Below are 17,575 nucleotides of genomic sequence, written 5' to 3' on the forward strand. Positions count from 1 at the left end.
CATACATGTCAACCGGCCTCGATGAGAGGGAATCCGACGATGCATCACCCGAGAGAGCGAACAAGCGATGGCGCTGATGCATCACGGACACCTGCTGTGTAGCGTTTGGGCTCCGGCTGCGCCACCCCTGGCCCCTTCAAAAGAGACCCGCACCATTCCAGAATTGCGCTGCCTTGAATTGCTCAGCCACAGAACGGAACCCCAGACATGAGTAAGCCAAAATTTGGCGTGCGGAGGTACCGGAGCCGACCGGCCGCTAGGCCGGGCGGCGGAACCATCCACCGGCACCAGCCACGCCTCCATGCTTTTGATCGTCACGGCTGGTACCACCCGAGACGCAGCTCCGCTGGTGCCGCCTACGGTCCGCACCGGTCCCACGGAGCCGCACGCGAAGCCGCCTCAGCCCTGGTCCGGGAACCGAGGCGCAGCAGCTGGTGGGCCGCCGGCGGATGGATCCGTGGCCTCACCCGCCCGGCCGCAGCCTGCGCCGTTGCATGCAGCGGCTGGAGGGCATGGCGCGGGCCGTGGAGGGCGCGCCTCTAAAGATCAGATAGCCGCAACGCGCTGACCTGCGAAAACGCGGACGATGCATGCACCCTGGGTGCATAGATCGTGGTCGCGGGCGGCGAGATGCATGCACGTAGGTGAATAGATCGTTCCTGTCCAGAGACACGCCCGCCGCATGCATGGATCCCCTGCATAACATCGCAGATCTGCTATGTTATGCGGCACCAACGATCATGGAGGAGAGGCCCGTGGCCCAGCCCTTGAGGCGCAGCGCGGAGGCGCTGGTGGAGGCGTCACGGCTGGCCCCCGCGCCCCCGCCCTCGGATGCCGTCAACGGCATGGAGTCGGCGCGGGATCTGCTGAAGCGGTTCGAGAAGCTCGCCAAAAAGGGCGGCACGTTCAGCACGAATCCCGAGGTCAAGCCGTACGTCTTCTACGGCACCCAGCACCTGAGCATGGCCCAGGTGATCGAGGACAACCTCTGGAAGTTCGACCTGAGCACGATGTCCCGCAATGTGCTGGACCACCTGAAGACTCACCACGACGACCAGGCGCTGGTGGAGATGACCCAGAGCAGCCTGGCCGCGAAGTTCGGGTGCTCGCAGTCGAAGGTGTCGCGCGCGATCAGCCAGCTGAGCCGTCACAACTTCACCTGGAAGGAGCGGCGAGGGGTGTACCGGGTCCACCCGCTCTACGCTTACCGGTGGGGCAGCGTGAAGCAGCGGCGGCTGGTGAAGTCGCTGGAGAAGGTGCTCCTGGAGCACGAGATCGTCATTCCGACCGTGAGGAACGAGGCCACGCGATGAGCAGCACCGTCCCTGGTTTCCACAACCCGGAGATCTTCGAGGTCCTGCCGAACGCGTGCCTGTCGCCGACGGCCCGCGACGTGTTCGACGTCCTCACCGCCCGCCAGGAGCCCGGCGGCCTGGTCCGCATCCGGCAGCAGGAGATCGCCGAACGCCTCGGGCTGACCCAGTCCGTCGTCTCGCGCGCGATCGGCCAGCTGCGGGACAAGGGCATCCTGAGCGAGCGGCAGCGCAAGGGCACCGTGCTCATCCACCCGCTGCTGGCCGGCTACGAGTCGCTGACCCACATGGTCAACCACCTCAAGGACCCCGACACGTTCGTGTGGCCGCTGAACTTCCCCACCGGCGACATCCGGCCCCCGCGGGCCCGAGACGCCCGCACCGGCACCGACTTCGACCCCGACCCGGACGGCGGCGAGGACGCCCCCGCCCCCGAGGTCCGGCCCACCCTCCGGCTAGCCGGCTGAACCGCCGCCGCACCCTCGCACCATCACGGCGCCCCCCGACCGGGAGGGCGCCGTCGTCGTTCCCGGCCGGGACCGCAGCGCGCCAGTAGCACCGGCTACACCCGATCGTTCTGGAGCAGCAGAACACCCCGGCGCCACCCGCTGCACCATCCCGGGGCCGGCCTGCAACCCGTGCAGCACCCTTGTGCTACGCGGGCCCATGTAAATGCTGCGCTGCACCCACGACACCGCCCTGCTGGCATCCGACGGCCACCACCAGGAGCAGCACCAGGTCCCTGCCGCAGGCCCTCGCCTCACACCTGACAACCTCACAGCACCCCACGCCCACCAGGGAAAACAGGGTGTGTGACTCACAGTAGGAGCCGGGTGTCCGCGAGCGGCGACGGTCAGAGGACGGTGCCGTGCAGGGCGCGGCGGTCACCGGATATGGCGTAGCGGCGGGCGGCGAGGCCGTGTTCGAGGGGCTCACCGATCTCCTCACAGAGCAGGGCGAGGACGTCGGCCGCGTCGGTGTCGGACAGGTAGGCCGGCGCGACTTCGAGCATCAGCTCGCCGATCGCGTGGGTGCTGGCGGCGAGTTCGTCGATAACGCGGCGCAGCGCGGCGACGGCCGGGTCCGCCGACGGATCGACGGGCGGCGGGGGCGGCGCGGTTCGGATGTCACGGACGGCCTGGCGGACCACCGCGCGCACCGTGGCCTCATCGAGGGTCTGGAGGCCGCTGTGAGCGAGCGCGGCGAGTCGGCGGGTGATCAGCTCCGCGACGTCACCGCTACGGCCGGAGACGGCGATCAGGGCGCGCTGGGACAGGCCGTAGTCGAGCGCGGCCGCGCCGTCCGGGTCGCTGTCTCGCGTGCGAGACGTCTCGGTGCTGGCGGTGACCGCGCCGTGGATCGCGGTGAGGGAGCGGGCGACGTCGAGCAGCCGGTACGCCTGCGCGCGGCTGATGCCGAACTCCGCGGCGCAGTACGACTCCCAGCTGCCGTGCCCGAGCGGTACCCAGACGCGGGCGGCGTGCGCGTCGCGGACCCGGGCGGCGAGCACCGCCACGGAGCGCCGGACGTCGTCCATCGCCTCGCGCAGCCCGGCCGTCATCTCCCGGGCGCGGGACGCGGTCAGCGGCGGCCGCGCTGGTTCGGCGCCGTGCTCCTGGTCCTCGTTGTGCTCGCCCACGATTCCATCGTCCTGCGCGCCGGCGGGCTGCACCAGGGCGCGCGGGAGCGGGGTGCGCCAGCTTCACCTCACACCCTCACAGCCTCATAGCTCACCTCGTCTACCTGGGGAAACAGGCTGTGAGGCTCACAGACCTCACAGCGTGACACCGGGTGCGGTGGCTGCGGGGGTGCCCTCGGTCCCGGCACACTCAGCCCACCAGCGTGCGTGGACAAGGAGCAATGCGATGCCCGTGAAGATCACCCCCGACGACGCGTTCGACGAGGAGAGCGACACCCTGCGGGTCGGGCGGCACGAGCTGGAGCGGCTGCTGCTGGAGTTCCGTGCGCTGGTCGCGAAGCAGGAGCCGGGCAGCTGGAGCCACATGACGGACTACGACCTGTCCTTCGAGCGCCTGGCCGACGCCGTCGACGCGGCGACCGCGGCCCGGCGGGGTGACCGCTGGGAGGGCCCCGATCTGCGGATGCGCTGCACCACGACCGAGGCCGCCTACACCTGGCCCACGGGCGCCCCGTACGAGGGTGGGACGCCGGTCGTGTGGAACGTGCCGGGCTACGGTTCCCACGCCGCCTCCGGCGATCCCCGGCGTCCCCGGCCGAAGGCGCTGTGCGGCTTCAGCTGGTCGACGCAGGAGGGCCGTGTCGTGGACGGCCTGCCGGACTGTCGCGAGTGCCTGCGCGAGGTCCAGCTTGGTGCCGAACGGCCCCGCAGCCGCTGATGACTGCCGGGCGGCTACGCGTTGCCGTCGGGGTGGCAATCGGTGGATACGGCCGTGGCTACGATGCGGAACACCCTGACCCCGGCAGTTGCGATGCCGGGGTCAGGGCGTTGCCACTGGGTGGCTATCCGAGCCAGGTGATGGTGAGGACGGACAGGCGATGCAGGGGGCGGTTCACCCAGTAGGTGAGGGACATCTGGCCGACGGAGGCGTGGCGGATGTCGTCGCCCTCGGGGTCGTCGGCGTTCCACTGCGAGAAGCCCCACGGGTCGCTGGCGGCGGCGTCCAGGACGTCCCACACCATGTCTTCGACGTGCTCGGGCAGGGTGTCGAGGACCTTCGCGGCCGGGGCGGAGAAACGGACCGCGTACGGCGGCTGTTCGGTCACCGGCGCCGCCCGCGGAGCTCCGCCATGTCGATGAACTCGCTGTCGTCGTAGCCGGAGGCGACGAACGCGTCGACGGCCGGGGCGGAGGCGAGACGGCCCTGCCACTCCTGGACGACCTCGTACAGCGGCGCGAGGGAGAACGTGCGCCGCGATTCCTCGAGGGCAGCCGCCCACTCCCGCTCGAAGGCCGGCACCCAGGTGTCCGCGCGCCGGTCGGCGCGCAGCTGGGCGAGGAGTTCGGCCGGCGCCCCGGGCGCGGGGGCGTACGGCGTGACGGGTGCGTGGTCGGGCTGCGCGCTCATCTGGTCCTCCCGGCGGGTCGTCTCCTCACGGTACGCGCGCCGGGTGGCCGTGGATGCGGGCATGGACGGATCCCCTCCTACTGGGTGCTGGGCCGGATGATGTGGCCAAAGCCGAGGGCGTGCGGCCTGGCGTGGTAGCCGAAGGCGTTGAGGATGCTGCCGAGGGCGAGGTGCATCGTCGCGCGGGTGGTCTCGTAGCGGACGACCACGTCCTCGCTCTGGCGGCCGGCATCCTGCATGTCGGTCGCGGCCTCGTGGAGCCGGTCGTGCATGCCCCAGCTGACGTGCACGTGGTCCAGGTCCTCGAAGACGGAGACGAGGAGGCCGCCTTCGGGGTCGTCCTCGTGGCCGGGCGCCACCGGCGTGAAGCCGGCGCTCTCCAGGTCGAAGCGCACCCGGGCCGCGAGGGCTTCGAGTTCCGTCATCGCCAGTCCAGCTCCTTCTCCCAGTCGAGGAAGTCGGCGCCTTCCTCCTCCTGGCGCTGGTAGTCGTCGGCGGCCTGGCGGTTCGCCGCGCGTTCGGCCTCGTTCTTCGGGTCCGGGTACGGGTAATTGTGACTGAGTGTCCGAGTTGGCGAGTTGAGACGTCCCGGACACTGGGCGAAACGTTGAGCTGCGGGTGTTAGCCGGGAGGAAGTGGCGGGATGACGGAAACGCGCGATACCGACGGTGCAGACAGCCCGGTCAGCCCGATTTGTCCTTACTGCGGTCCTCAGCCTTACGAGCTGCTATGTCGATCCTGCAGAGCCGTCGCCGTACTCAGCCCGGATGGCTCGGGCTACCAGTGCCCTGAGTGCTCGCGTCACATCAGAGTGGAGGGCTATTGCGGTAAGTGCGGCGTTTCACTCGACCCGTACGGCAACGTCACGACGATCAGCGGCCGAGTGGAAGACGTGCTGCAGGTCTATGCGATGGTGCTGGCTCAGGGGGCCGCCGCACGACTACCGCAGGCGTCGGTGCAGTACATCGTCAATTCCACTGTCGCGCAGGGGACCAACGTCACGCAGAACCTTGCTGATGCCGGAGCTGGCGAGCTTGCTGCGCTAGTCAGACAGATGGCCTCACGACTTTTCCCGGACGAGGCGGACCGAACGGCAGCGGTCCAGGACGCTCAACAAGCCGCCGATCCGCAGCAGCCTTCGGCGCAGCGGGTCAGCGCCTTGCAGCGGCTCCGAACCGCCCTGACTGAGGGTGGGACTGCGGTCGGAGCCGCCACCATCGTCGCTCTACTGGACCGAGTGGTGTCTTTGCTCGGAGGCTGACGACTCATCCGACTACCCCGCACGGCCCCTCAGTCCGCCAACTCGTGCGCTCATCCGCCAACTGAAATGCTCAGTCACAGTAATTGATGCTCGCCATAAAGGGTTCCGGAATTAGTAGTCGAGATCCAGGTAGTCGATGTCGTTGATTTCCACGTCCGACAGTCCCATAGCGCGACCGCCGCCGTCCTGGAAATAGACCTCCTTGAACCCTTCAGCGATGATTCCGCGCATCTGCTGGTCGCTGGCCCCCGCGTCGCGGGCGTCGAAGAGACGGCGGGCGTACTCCGGGGGAAGGTGCACGGTGAGGCGGCGGAACCGTCCGTCGTCGGTCGTGCCGACCGGCGCGGTGTAGCCGAACCGGGCCCGGGTCTCCACGGTGATCCCGGTGCTGGTGGCCGCCTGCTTCTGCCGGCGCTTGCGCACGAGCGGCTGCCACCGCTGTCGCACGGCGTCGTCGATCTTCGCGGCGACGTCGGCGCGGGCGTGCTTGCGGGCGCCGCGCCGGTAGCGGTTGACGGAGTCGGCGGTGACTCCGAGCTCCGCCGCGACGGCCTTCGCGCTGCCGAACTGCTTGATCAGGAATCCGATCTGGCCCTTGAGGGTCTTGGGCGGCTCCTTGGTGAACGCCTCCCGGTCGGCGCGCTCGATGGCGTCCTCGATCTCTCCGGCCACGGCTTTAGCTCCCTTCGGGGGTGGGGTCCTGGCCGTCGGGGTCGACCAGCCGGAACCAGGTCTCGCGCGTCTCGCGCAGGTCATGCCGCCACAGTTCGAACCGCGGCGAGGCCCGGCGGGCGCGCAGGGAGAACTGCAGGGCCTCCATGCGCGCCTCCAGGCGGTCCAGCGTCCGTTCCCGCTGCGCGTCGGCCTCGAGAGACCGTGCGCCGCTGGTGTCGGTGGCCACGTCCCTACTCGCCCTCGTCCAGGACGGCGTCGCCGCCCTTGATGTGGCGGGCCGGGTTGAGGCCCTTCTCCATCAGCTCCACCGCCCACAGCATCGGCTGGACGCCCTCCAGCTTCGCCAGGCCCGGCGTCGGCCCGAGGCGGAAGCCGCCCGGCTGCGGCTTGCCGGACGCGGCGTAGGGGAGGAAGTCCAGCGGGCTCGCGCCCGGCGAGGGGTAGACGACGCAGTCGGAGAGCACGGCGAGCGGGAACAGCCCGGTCATCTTCGCCATGTTGTTGAGCTTGCGGTGCATGTTGACCCGGGCCTTGCTGATGACGGCGGCCCGGATGTCGGGGCGCCAGGTCGGCCGCTCCAGGGCCGGCCACCGCTCGCCCTCCTTGTAGTGCTTGCCCTGCGGGCGCTCGCGGAGCTTGCCGACGCCGCCCTTCACCGTGGCCTTGATAGCGGACAGGACAGCGGCCAGAGCCGGGTCGACCTGCTTGTGCTGCTCCATCGCGGCAAGGAACTGGCGGTCGTCCAGGTCCTTGGTGACGCCGAGGTCGGCAAGGGTGTCGACGTACGCGTTCTTGAGCCGGTCGTGCCACGGGTCCAGGTACGCGCCGGTCTCGCGGCGCAGGTACGCCTCGATCGGATGGACGTCGTAGCCGAGCTCCTGGGCGTAGGCGACGGTGTGCGTCTGGTACCAGGCCGGGCCCGTCGGCCGGGAGCCGTCCGGCGTGAACGGCGAGGGCAGGCGCGGGTCCAGCTCAATGTGGGACAGGTCGACCAGCCACGAGCCGGGGATCTTCGGATTGAACTTCGGGGCGTGGAAGTGGTCCGGAGCGCTGAGGCCGACGACCAGGCGAGCCGCGGCGGCGAGGAACGCGGTGTTGAGGTCCAGGCCGACCGCGAAGGGCATCATGCACTCCTCATCGCTGAGCGAGTCCACCGACCGCACCCACTGGTACGCCTCCTCGTTCAGGAACCCGCCCGTCCAGCCGGACTGAACGACCACCGGGTGCTCCGCGGTGGCCTCCGGCGGCGCCGGGTCCATCGGCTCCGTCCCCAGCGACCCCGGGTTGTAGCCGGAGATCCAGTTGCCGGTCTCCTCATCGCGCTCCGGCTTCGTCGGCGGGCGCAGCGCCGTCATCAGCTCCAGGCCCGAGACGGCCGTGGACCCGCGCGGGGTGATGACCCGCTGCGCGTACACCCCGAGGACGCGGGCGATGTCGGCCGGCTCCATCTCCGCCACGCCGGGCCAGGACCGCTCATCGAGGGCGTCCCACGACAGGATCGCCAGATGCACGCACTGCCGCTCGCGTCCCTGCGCCTTGCGGTAGATCCGCGCCCACGGGCCGAACCCGCGCTGCGTGAGCTGCCACTTGGTCTTCGCCACCTGCTTGACGACCGGGTGGTCCTCCGGCAGGCGCAGGGAGCGGCGCTGCTCGTGGCCCTCCAGGCGCTCCGGCAGCCCGAGCTTCACGGCGGCTGCAGCGGTGAGCACGATCAGCGGGTCGGAGTCCTTGCCGTACCGGTTGAGCTTCGGCGCGCCAAGGCCGGACTCGCGCAGCGTCCACTCCACCAGCTCCGGGATCGTGGTCGCCGGGCAGTCCAGCACGATCCCGTCGACGCCGTACGCGGAGCCGTCGCCGTCCAGCACGGCGAGCGGGCCGTGCGGGAAACGCGAGTCGACCGCAGGCTTTGTCGCCTTCTTCGCCGCCGGACGCCGGGACGACGTCGCCGGGCGTCCGGCCGGACGGGCAGGACCCTCGGGTACCGGCTTCACCGCAACACCGATCTCGGGCTCAGCCTCGCCCTGCTCAACGGTGGGCACGCGGGTGAACGTCTGCGGCACCTCGGGCTGAGGTGCGATGGCCGGGGCCGGGGCGGCGGAAGCCGCGTGGGCGGGGTACTTCGCCGCCCACCCCTTCAGCAGCCGCTGGTACGCCTCCAGGCGCGGCGACTTCGGCTCGGAGCGGCCGTTCTCGTAGTTCTTGACCGTCTGCACGGTCGACTTCAGGGCCTGCGCGAGCCGGGCCTGGGTGATGCCGGCAGCCTCGCGGAGCCGGGCGCGTTCCGCCGGGGGCGGGAGCTGCGGCTCCTCCGCCAGCAGTGCGTCGATATTCGCGAACAGCTCTTCCTCGGATGCCATGCGTGCATCTCCTCTCGTACCCCCACCCTAGCAGCATTTAGCCTACGTTTTAACCCGTTTCTTTAACCCTGTCGGAGTCACTTTCCGGGTCGGAGTGGACGACCGGCGCAAGGCCCTGGCTCACAGCTGACAGGCTCCGCATGCAACGCCCTCACCTGGGGAAACACGATGTGAGGCTCATAGACGGCAGGCCGAGTTGCCGAGAGATCACCCCGTTGGTCGGGCGGGCTCGCTACGGTGACGACCATGGTGGATCAGAGCGAGGCGCAGACGTGGTCGGAGCGGGCGCGGCTGGGTGCTGTGGAGCCGCCGCCGGGCGCACCGGCCGGGACGGTGCGGATGGTCACCGGCGGCCGGGCCCGACAGGTGAGCGAGCAGGAGGCCCGCGACTTCGGGATCTCCACCGACCGGGTGTGCCTGGAGATTGAGCACGTCTTCTACGACGCCGACGACGACGTGCTGTGACACACGATCACCGTCGACTTCAGCGGCCAGCCGTACGTCACCCGGCACGTGCCCACTCCGAGGAAATCGCCCGCCGCGAGTAGCCGGGCCCCCTCCCGGACGCTCCCGCTGATCGGCGGTTCCAGGTGTGCGCGGCCGGTACGGTGCCCACGACGACGTCGACAGCAACATGGGGAGAGCGTGGCGAAGGTCCGAGACCGTAGCTAGGCTACGGGGTGCCAGCCGGCCTGAACACGTGTGCGTGTCGCGGGTGTTGGCGCGCTGTGCTTCCACTATAGTGCGGGGCGCGTGCGACATGCGTGAGCCTGGGACGCCGACGTGTCCCGGGTCGGCCGACAACAAGGCGCCCCGAAGCGGGCTTGAGCCTTATTGCGCTGTCTGAGTGGCCGTTGCGGGGCCCGTGGTTGATGCCTCGAGAGCCCGATTGTTGAGCCCACGACCCTCTGTTTCCGAGCCCACCGGGGATGAAACAGCCATAGAGCGGCCCTGGCAAGGCACCGAGACCAGTGAACGTCGGCACGGCCTCAGCAAGACTCCACGTAGGCAACGTGGTGGTCGGGCTGAGAGCCGTGTGCCCCCGGTCCGGCCACCGGAAAGGTCATCCGGACCGTTGAAGTTCAACCCGTCGTTCGGCGTCAAAGTGCTGCTGGTCGTGATCTGCGCCCTGGTCTCGATAATCGTGGCCACCGGCGCTGGAATCCTCACCTACACCACCGGGGTGTCCCCCGCCGAGGCCGTTCTGTCCGCAGGGGGCACCTTCGCTGTTTCCATGACGCTCGGGCTCACGACGCTGGCCGTGCTCGGCCTCGTCTGATGGCCGGCCCGGCTGGTCTCGCGGCAGCGGACCGGCCGGGTCCCTTCCTCCACGGCCTGCCTGCCCGCCCTGTGCCTGCCGGAGATGGCCGGCCTGCCCAAGCCGAGCGTGAACGCCCGCCACAGGCTCCACCACATCGCCAACCGGGTCCGCTACAACCCCCGCCTCACCGACATCGCTGCCACCCAGCTGCAGGCGGCCGCCGACGAATGCGTCCGCTGAGGCCGCCTGCTCACCCCACCGCGCAACGACGACCACAAGCACCGGACCGTCGCGATCGCCGAGGACCTGGCCCTGCTCAGTACCAACCCCACGCACCTGGCCAAGGCCTGCGCGCTGCTGGCCACGCTGGAACAACCCGCCGTAGTCTCCACCCCGCCCAGCCCTCACCTGTCCCGCATCACCGCCGACACCGACCTGCTCAGTCCGGTCCGTCTCCTGGAGCACAACTACCAGCACCAGCGCGTCACCGCGCTGACCGCACTCGCCGGCAACCCGTACACCCCGCCCGCCGCGGTCACCGACACCCTCCCCGGACTGCACCCGCTCGAACTCGCCTGGATTGACCACCACAACGACGTCCCCGACTGGCTGCACACGGCCGCGGCCGCCCTCGCCCCGGCCGACACCAACGGAGCCGTGCTGCGGCTGCTCACTGACGAGGAGCTCGACCGCCATCCCGACAGGGCCGCTGTGCTGCAGTCCTGGCTCGACGCCTCCGAATCCGAGGGGTTGTGGTCACGCCGGGACGTCTACCGCGCCGTCGTGAAATCCCGCTACCGCGCCCTGGCGCACCTGCGCTAGATCCCAGCAGACGAGATCCTCTCCCGCCACGAACCCGAGGTCGCGCTGAAGCTCCTGCTGGACCACTGCGGGCGCAGCACCGACCGGTGGGAAGCACTCGCCGCCGCCATGACCTTCGACTACGACGGCGAGGAGATCACCTTCGGAGAGCTCCTCGACTCCCTGGACGGCGCACCCGCCCAAGCGCGGACTCCCTGACCCGGCTGCCGGCGGATACGCCTTCGTCAGGGGTCATGCCGTCACCCGCCAGCACCACTCCGAAATCGGCACCATCCCCCTCCCCCAGCCCACTCTGGTGGACCAACTTCGCAACCTCAATCCTTGTGAGGGCTGATAGTGGGCCAGCTCCCATCCGTCTGAACGTTGCCCTCGGGAGTCGTCAGGCCAGGAAGGCCGGCATGCACTCGAACGGAGTAGGGCCAGAACCGGCATCGACGCCTTTTGCCTCTCTCCTTCCGGGCGGCCGAAGCCGTGCGCCGGGTGGGGCAGCCGTGCGTGATGAAGATGGCTGATCCGGTGTTCTAGACAACAAGTCCCTCAGCGGTGACGCTGTGTCCAACCGGTGGGGGTCAGGGGGAGGGACCATGCGGCGAGTGGAGGAACTGCGGGAGCGGACTGTCTGGAAGAGCGATCCGCATACGCAGGTCAAGCACCTCGTGTATCGGCACTACCTGCAGTGCTGGATGGGCAAGATCCTCCAGACATTCCCCGAGGCCACCATCGTGGACGCCTTCGCGGGCCCGGGCATCTACACCGACGGTCCGCCCGGCTCCCCCGTTGTGGTCGCCAAGACCTTCCTCGAGCACACGGCGTACCGGCGTTTCAGCAAGCTCAACCTGGTGTGTCTCGAAGAGCGGCCCGACCGGGTGGAGGAACTCCAGCGGCAGTTCGCCAAGCTGCCCCCGTCCCCGCAGCTGAACATCAGCGTGCAGCCGCCCGGCGTCTTCGCCGAACAGCAGCCCCGGCTGTCCGCGCTCGCCCACCGCGGCCGCGCCGAGACTCCCGTGCTGTGGCTGATCGACCCGTTCGACCTGAAGAGCGCACCATTCTCGCTGATCAGGCAATGTCTCGCCGGACCCCGTGACGAAGTGCTGTTCACCCTGTTCACAAACGAACTGCACCGCTTCTGCCAGCGCGATGGCTTCGACAAGACGATGACCTCGTACTTCGGCGGTGATCACTGGCAGGTGGCGAAAGCCGAGCGGCGCGGCCGCAGGGAAGCGTTCGCCACGGCCTACCAGCAGGGCTTCAAGAACCAGGGACTGTTCACCGGCAGCTTCGGTGTGAAGGTCAGTAACCAGAGCGCCCGCTACCACCTGATCCTGGCCACCCACAGCGAAGCAGGCCTGAAGTGCTGGGCCCCTGTGGCCTGGAAGCTGGACCATTACAGCGGTCAGGGCGCCTCCGCGGAGACGGCAGGGGCCCTCTCGCTGTTCGACGAAGCCTCGGTCGTGGACCGGCTGGACGTCGCACTGCGCGCCCATGCCGGCACCGAGCAGCGGTGGGAGACGCTGTCCAGCCAGGCGGCCCGGCTGAACCACATGGACAAACACCTGCGCCAGGTCCTAGACAACCTGGCCGCCCAGGGCCTGGCCTTCCGCGTTGACCCCGTCCGGGCGCGCACCTCCTGGCCGGAAGGGTGCACGGTGCGCTTCTACGCCCCCGAGGACGTCGCCGACGAAGCCTCCTAGCTGGCAGGAAGCACCAGTTGGCGGTCCGGCATGTCGTCCCAGGTGCGGCCATCCAGCTCGCGACCGCCGGCCTTCGGCGTGCGGCCGCCCCACTGCTTGAAGAAGAAGGCCACCCCGGCCTCCTGGCAGGTGTCCCGGATCTGCGTCACCCACGCTTCCTCCAGCGGCCGGTGCCCAGGCCCGGACTCGCCGCCCGCGATGACCCAGTCGATCGCCGTAAGTTCCAGCCCATCCAGCGGCCCCAGCAGCGGCTCGCACGAGAGGAACTTCACCGCCGCCGGCACCTGCCGGAGGTCGTCGACGCGCGGCAGTTCCTTCGCGCTCTCCACGGACACGCCCATCCACAGGTTGTCCGGCCATTCCAGCCGGTCGGCGACTTGCCGTAGACGTCGCGCCCTCTTGGTGAGCACCTGGTAGGTGTGCTGCGGGGTTTCTGCGATCACATCGAAGACGCGCCGCACGTAGTCGAGCGGTACCCGAGCGTGGAAGAGGTCGCTCATGGAGTTCACGAACACCGTACGCGGACTCTTCCATCCATACGGCACGCGCAGGGCGTCCGGATGCAGCGTCAGCCCGAAGCCGGGCCCGGAGGTGCGCGGGTCACCGTCGGTCTGGTACTTCGGCGATCCCATGGCCTTCAGTCGCTTCGCCAGCGTCAACGCATAGCAGTTGTCGCACCCGTGGGAGACGCGGTCGCACCCCGTAGTCGGGTTCCACGTCGCCTCGGTCCACTCGATCGCACTGCGGTCACTCACCGGCCGGCCCTCCATCCCCTCGAACCGAGCCTCATCTCCGACGGCCCGGCCGCGGCCCGCTGTGTGCCCAACGACCCGTCACGCCACCGGATACCGGCATCCAACCATCCGACGTCCGCGCCGTACCCATTACCCCACACATCGAACAGGCGTTCCCCTTCTTTTGCTAGTACGCAGTGCCGTAAACCGGCCATCGCCATCGGCTCGCGCCCGGCACGCGGGACCGCCCGGGCCGCGCGCGGCTTCGGTTTCGCCGTACGACTGTTGCGGGTCTTCCACTCCGACTCCATGCGTGGCCTGCAGGGCGACGCGGGCCAGGTCGACGCCGGACAACTCCGCGCTCACGCCTGCCCCCAGGCGGTGTGCCCGAGGACCAGGTGGCGGGTGCCCGACAGTCGCTGCGCCTGGTCGACCAGCTGGTTGCTGAACAGCGCCTGGCAGACGTCTCCCCGTACTGGTCGATGTGGTCGAACACCACCTGGTGGTGTGGTCCTTCACCGCCCGCACCCGCCAGTCGCGGACCTGCTCACGGGTCAGGTCCTCGAGGACCAGCTCCTGGCCGCCGTCGACGTCGTCCGACTGCGGAGCGGGGGCAACGGCAGCCGGGCGGGGCGCGGGCAGCACGACCGGGGGCACCGGCGCGGCCGGTACGTCGGGGCCCGGCCGCGCGGCCGCGGCTTCGGCACGGGCCTGAGCTGCGGCGGCCTGCCGGGCGCGGACCTGGTCCCACTCGTGTGCGCCCATGCCCTGGCCGTCACGTCCTGATGCAGCTGCTTGGCGGTGGCCGCCCGCCGCTCCGCTACCGAGGCGCCGGGCATCGCGGCGTCGACGGCGGCCGCGACCGCGCGGCGCTGGTCCCGTCAGTCGGCCTGCTTCTCCTCGCAGCGCGGGCAGTCCTGCCCGGAGTCAAGCAGCACCCGGTCGTCGCACCGCCCGTCACCGCACTGCTGGCGCTGCGGCAGACCGACGCCTCGAGCTGGCCGGTCTCCGGGTGGAACGCGACGGCCGCGACGCGGTGGGGCGGCTGCGGGGTGACGGCTGCGGCAATGTCCGGCCAGCGGACCAGGACGCTGCCGCCGGCGGCCGGAACGTCCCAGGCCCGGTCTGCCATCAGCCCTTGTAGCACGGCAGCGAACCCGGTCGGCTCCCGGCCCTCCCGGCGCGTGCTCGAGACTGGCAGCCCAACGAGATCCTTGAGCGGCAGGTGCGGCGGGCTCGTGGTGGGACGCCGTCGGAGGGCTTGAGCTGACGTGCCCCCAACCGTAGCTAGGCGGTGACGTGTTCGTTGTGCGCCGTGGTGCGCTCGGTGTCACCGGACGGCGCCTGCTGTGATCTGCGTCACCTGAGTGACGCATTGCTGCTGGTGAGGCAACTAAGTGTGATTAATCGACGACTGTGTGTGCGAAGAAGTTGGGGCGCGATGTAACTCGTATGGGGGTAGGGATCGGCGTCCGGGCAGAACACGCCGTTGTTCTGCCCGACAGCGCCGTTGCCGCCGGGCTTCGATCCTGGATCATTAAGGAGGCTTCGTGGGGCCCACTCGGACCCGGTACACGCACGGCTCGGCCTGCGCCTACCGGATGACCACTGCGTGCTCCGGAGCCATCGAAGAGTCTGCCGGCGGCGCCGGCTGGGCTCGCTCCACCCCCGGTCTGGTCGGCCGCCGGCGCAGCCGGAAGATCCACCCGTATCAACCGCTCGTACGTCCGCATGCCTGTGACCGTCCGGCAGCATGGGGTGAGCGATGAGCGAACCGACGAACGACCCGTACGACCTCGTCGGTCCCGACGGCCTCGGCTCTGGTCCACCGGGCCTTGACCCCCGGGGGGAGGAGTTCTTCCGGGAGCACCTGGAGTCCTTCCGGCGGTACGCCGTCTACCGTCTGCGCAACCCGCACGACGCGGATGACGCTGTGATGAACGCGGTTCTCACTATGCACCGGAAGATAGAGCGGATCCTGGCGGCTGAAAGTCCGATCAAGCTGGCGATGAAGGTGCTCCAGGACAGCATCACCGACTACTGCCGGCGCAGTGTGCGGATCGCCGACAACGAGCGTCTGGTGCCGGAGATGCCACCCGGTTCCCACCTTCACCACCTGACTGAGCTCGGTCGCTATGACCGGCTCGACAGAGCGATGGAGGAACTGGAAGTCATCTCACCGTTGCAAGCCCAGTGCGTGCAGCTACGCGACCTCCTCGGACTGTCGTACGCCGAGATCGCCGAGATCGTTGGCATTACCGACAACGCGGCGAAAACCAATGTCTGCCGCGGGCGCAAGCACCTGACGGAGCTCATGCACGCGGACCTTCCCAAGGAGAAAGGGGACTCCTGATGCCGGAAGACCTCCTGAACCAAGAGACCGGTACCGCCCAGGGCGGCACGGCCGGGAACGCCCCGGGCCGGGCAGCCGGTACCGGACAGCCACTGGAGGCAACGGGAACGGAGGACGCGACGACGCTGCTGCACCACCAGGCCGACACCATCCGCGCGCAAGTCCTGCGGCAGAGCACCGAGGACTTCATGCAGCGTCTCGCGGCGCGCCTTGCTGCGGGGGCCAAGCGGCCGGCACGGGTGCAGTATGCGCCGGCGGGACCACTCGCCGACCCGGATCCCACCGACCAGGAGGAGGCCAGGAAGGTCACTCAGCTGGCTCCGCCGACCTCCGGGCCGAAGGCGCGAACCGTGCGGCCGGCGGAGCGCTCGCACTTGCGACCGCGCTCGCGCCGGCGACGCCCGACACCCATAAATCCCGTCGACCTGCGGGCCAGCCAGTACCTTGCGTTCGGCTACGTCAGTGAGTTGTGCAGCACCGTCCTGCGCTCCGCCGACATCGACACCCTGGACGCCTTCGCGGCCGACTACGACGCCGCCGGTGCCCGGACCTTCGGTTGCCTGCTCTACAGCCTCGACAAGCGTGAATCCGCCACCTACTGGTGGCGGTTCGCCGCTGGCGCCGGCGACCCGCTCGCCGCGCACCTGCTGGCCGCCCACTACACGGCGATCGGGCCCAACGTTGACGCCCGTGCCTGGGTCGCCTTCTGCAGGTTGCTGGGCTTCCGCCCGGACCGGCACGTGCCGCAGCCAGTACGCCACCGGACTGAACTCGCGCCGAACTTCGCTCGCGGGCTCGCGCTGCGTCACGAGGCTCACACCTTCTTGCGCTGCCAGCATCTGCCCGACGCCCTCATGGCCAGATAGCAACCCACCGTCCTTATGACAACGACGTGCCGGCCCTCAAGTGCCGGCACGTCAGGAGGCATGCCCATGAACAACATCATCGAGAACGTCATTGCCGGAACCATCGTCACCGCGATCGCCTGGCTGTCCGCCCTGGCCTGGAGCCGCTGGAACCGCCGCAAAGAGCACACCGACTAGCGGCTTAGGTTTGACGCCTGGCTTTATCGAGCGGTAGTGACGTCACTTGTCGACGAGTGCGGAGGGCGCTCAGAACCACTGTCAGGTGATGTTGATGAGTTCGGGAGGCACTGGGGTTCTTGCCGGTGCCGCGTTGGGGTGCTCCTGGTGAACGGTCCTGCTCAGGCCGTAGATGTACAGCAGTTCAGTCGGTCTTCGACTGCTGCACGGATTAGGCTGACGTCATGTCACCGTCAGGCTGGAGACGCCTCACCGAAGCGCACGGAGTGCGTCGCCGACTGGTCATCGTGGGCGGTCACGTCATCAGGCGTCCCTTCCTGCTCCTCGCCCTTGCAGGCCTGGGCTTCCTTATCACCAGGTTTGGCAAGGACTTCCCCTTGTTCTACGGGATGGCCCCTCTAGGAGCCGTTCTGATCGGCGGGAGCATGGGGCGCTACCGTCCGGACAGCCCAGCTGCAGAGAGCAACGAGGAACCACTGCTGTAGGACGCCAAGGCGAATGACAGACAGCCGGCGCCAGCCTGAGGCGTCCGCGGGACTTGATGGGGTCGTAGAGGGGGCAGGGTGAGGGACATTGCGGTGCAGGTGAATAGCGACTTCGACGGCCGGCTGAAATGGCGCTCTCGCTATCTGATCCACAGGGCCCGCCGCCGAGGCCGGACCGGGATGCTGTTGCAGGTGGACCTACGTGACCCGCCCCGCAGCATGTCACTCAAGTGGTGCCTGGTCTCGGTCACCGAAAGTGGGCGCCAGCTCTGCAGTGTCGATCGGACCAGCATCAGAAAGGTCCGTTTCATCCCCTTGCCACCAGGTCCGCACCCACTGCACCTTGAGGTCACGCGGCATCGCAAACGTCGCTGCACACAGACCCAGCAGAACGTTGTGCTCGGTCAGGGGGACGTTCTCCTGGTGACGTGCGACCCGGTGCAGCCGAACGTCTTCTACCGGCGCAGTCCCGTGGTGGACACCTGGAGTGCGGAGATCCTTCAAGCGGATCCGGACACCTGATCAGCCGAGGC

The 17,575-nt window shown here is 69.1% G+C and carries 20 protein-coding genes; 12 read left to right on the plus strand and 8 right to left on the minus strand.

Translation table 11 applies throughout. The features are described 5' to 3' along the window. Nucleotides 1-755: 755 nt before the first annotated feature. Together IG88_RS0125040 and IG88_RS0125045 are read left to right on the plus strand one after the other, a co-directional pair. Complete coding sequence (locus IG88_RS0125040; RefSeq protein WP_031045425.1) at nt 756-1,313, plus strand: helix-turn-helix transcriptional regulator; 558 nt, start codon at nt 756-758, stop codon at nt 1,311-1,313. Continuing rightward, a complete protein-coding gene (locus tag IG88_RS0125045) occupies nt 1,310-1,780 on the plus strand; it encodes a helix-turn-helix transcriptional regulator (protein WP_030990092.1) in 471 nt (156 codons plus the stop codon). Before IG88_RS0125040 ends, IG88_RS0125045 begins: the two co-directional genes overlap by 4 nt. A gap of 386 nt (nt 1,781-2,166) precedes the next feature. Here IG88_RS0125045 and IG88_RS41595 read toward each other — a convergent pair whose 3' ends face one another. Further along, entirely contained in the window at nt 2,167-2,952 is a 786-nt protein-coding gene (locus IG88_RS41595; RefSeq protein WP_078861603.1) for a hypothetical protein, read from the minus strand. Between the two features lie 226 nt (nt 2,953-3,178). On the opposite strand from IG88_RS41595, the gene IG88_RS0125060 reads away from it, so the two are divergent. Continuing rightward, a complete protein-coding gene (locus tag IG88_RS0125060) occupies nt 3,179-3,670 on the plus strand; it encodes a hypothetical protein (RefSeq protein WP_234332265.1) in 492 nt (163 codons plus the stop codon). A gap of 124 nt (nt 3,671-3,794) precedes the next feature. Here IG88_RS0125060 and IG88_RS0125065 read toward each other — a convergent pair whose 3' ends face one another. The 3 genes from IG88_RS0125065 to IG88_RS0125075 form a co-directional block, all read right to left on the minus strand. Next, nucleotides 3,795-4,058, minus strand: a complete 264-nt coding sequence (locus IG88_RS0125065) for a hypothetical protein (RefSeq protein WP_031045432.1) — start codon at nt 4,056-4,058, stop codon at nt 3,795-3,797. Next, nucleotides 4,055-4,360, minus strand: coding sequence for a DUF6247 family protein (locus IG88_RS0125070; protein ID WP_031045436.1), 306 nt, complete (start codon nt 4,358-4,360; stop codon nt 4,055-4,057). Before IG88_RS0125070 ends, IG88_RS0125065 begins: the two co-directional genes overlap by 4 nt. Nucleotides 4,361-4,437: 77 nt before the next feature. After that, entirely contained in the window at nt 4,438-4,785 is a 348-nt protein-coding gene (locus IG88_RS0125075; protein WP_031045439.1) for a hypothetical protein, read from the minus strand. Between the two features lie 218 nt (nt 4,786-5,003). On the opposite strand from IG88_RS0125075, the gene IG88_RS43445 reads away from it, so the two are divergent. Further along, nucleotides 5,004-5,621, plus strand: coding sequence for a hypothetical protein (locus IG88_RS43445; RefSeq protein WP_158854025.1), 618 nt, complete (start codon nt 5,004-5,006; stop codon nt 5,619-5,621). 111 nt (nt 5,622-5,732) lie between these two features. Here the strand turns inward: IG88_RS43445 and tpg are convergent, their stop codons facing one another. From tpg to tap, 3 genes are read right to left on the minus strand one after another with little or no spacing between them, the layout of a single operon-like run. Further along, a complete protein-coding gene (tpg, locus tag IG88_RS0125085; protein WP_031045445.1) occupies nt 5,733-6,293 on the minus strand; it encodes a telomere-protecting terminal protein Tpg in 561 nt (186 codons plus the stop codon). 4 nt (nt 6,294-6,297) lie between these two features. Next, entirely contained in the window at nt 6,298-6,522 is a 225-nt protein-coding gene (locus IG88_RS0125090; RefSeq protein WP_031045448.1) for a hypothetical protein, read from the minus strand. A 4-nt stretch (nt 6,523-6,526) separates the two neighbouring features. Beyond that, entirely contained in the window at nt 6,527-8,653 is a 2,127-nt protein-coding gene (gene tap / locus IG88_RS0125095; protein WP_031045451.1) for a telomere-associated protein Tap, read from the minus strand. Between the two features lie 246 nt (nt 8,654-8,899). Between tap and IG88_RS0125100 the strand changes: the two genes are divergently transcribed. The 4 genes from IG88_RS0125100 to tcmP all read left to right on the plus strand — a co-directional run bounded on the left by IG88_RS0125100 (nt 8,900) and on the right by tcmP (nt 12,427). Then, nucleotides 8,900-9,118, plus strand: coding sequence for a hypothetical protein (locus tag IG88_RS0125100; RefSeq protein WP_031045455.1), 219 nt, complete (start codon nt 8,900-8,902; stop codon nt 9,116-9,118). A gap of 610 nt (nt 9,119-9,728) precedes the next feature. After that, a complete protein-coding gene (locus IG88_RS0125105) occupies nt 9,729-9,932 on the plus strand; it encodes a hypothetical protein (protein ID WP_031045458.1) in 204 nt (67 codons plus the stop codon). A gap of 639 nt (nt 9,933-10,571) precedes the next feature. Next, complete coding sequence (locus IG88_RS43450) at nt 10,572-10,736, plus strand: hypothetical protein (RefSeq protein WP_158854028.1); 165 nt, start codon at nt 10,572-10,574, stop codon at nt 10,734-10,736. Nucleotides 10,737-11,320: 584 nt separating this feature from the next. After that, nucleotides 11,321-12,427 carry a three-Cys-motif partner protein TcmP gene (tcmP, locus tag IG88_RS0125115; protein ID WP_078861604.1) on the plus strand — a complete coding sequence of 369 codons (1,107 nt, stop codon included), beginning with the start codon at nt 11,321-11,323 and terminating at the stop codon, nt 12,425-12,427. Here the strand turns inward: tcmP and IG88_RS0125120 are convergent. Continuing rightward, the gene (locus IG88_RS0125120; RefSeq protein WP_031045476.1) at nt 12,424-13,182 is read right to left on the minus strand and encodes a DUF5131 family protein; all 759 of its coding nucleotides are present in this window, start codon (nt 13,180-13,182) and stop codon (nt 12,424-12,426) included. The two genes, tcmP and IG88_RS0125120, sit on opposite strands and share 4 nt — an antisense overlap. 486 nt (nt 13,183-13,668) lie before the next feature. Between IG88_RS0125120 and IG88_RS0125125 the strand changes: the two genes are divergently transcribed. The 4 genes from IG88_RS0125125 to IG88_RS0125150 all read left to right on the plus strand — a co-directional run bounded on the left by IG88_RS0125125 (nt 13,669) and on the right by IG88_RS0125150 (nt 17,564). Beyond that, a complete protein-coding gene (locus tag IG88_RS0125125) occupies nt 13,669-13,947 on the plus strand; it encodes a hypothetical protein (RefSeq protein ID WP_031045478.1) in 279 nt (92 codons plus the stop codon). Nucleotides 13,948-14,926: 979 nt separating this feature from the next. Then, nucleotides 14,927-15,514, plus strand: a complete 588-nt coding sequence (locus tag IG88_RS0125130; RefSeq protein ID WP_031045484.1) for an RNA polymerase sigma factor — start codon at nt 14,927-14,929, stop codon at nt 15,512-15,514. Continuing rightward, nucleotides 15,514-16,380 carry a hypothetical protein gene (locus IG88_RS44430; protein ID WP_031045487.1) on the plus strand — a complete coding sequence of 289 codons (867 nt, stop codon included), beginning with the start codon at nt 15,514-15,516 and terminating at the stop codon, nt 16,378-16,380. The genes IG88_RS0125130 and IG88_RS44430 overlap by 1 nt, the downstream gene beginning before the upstream one ends. 740 nt (nt 16,381-17,120) lie before the next feature. Further along, nucleotides 17,121-17,564, plus strand: coding sequence for a hypothetical protein (locus IG88_RS0125150; RefSeq protein ID WP_031045494.1), 444 nt, complete (start codon nt 17,121-17,123; stop codon nt 17,562-17,564). Nucleotides 17,565-17,575 lie beyond the last annotated feature (11 nt).

Source organism: Streptomyces sp. NRRL F-5650 (genome assembly GCF_000721365.1).
GTDB lineage: Bacteria > Actinomycetota > Actinomycetes > Streptomycetales > Streptomycetaceae > Streptomyces > Streptomyces ardesiacus.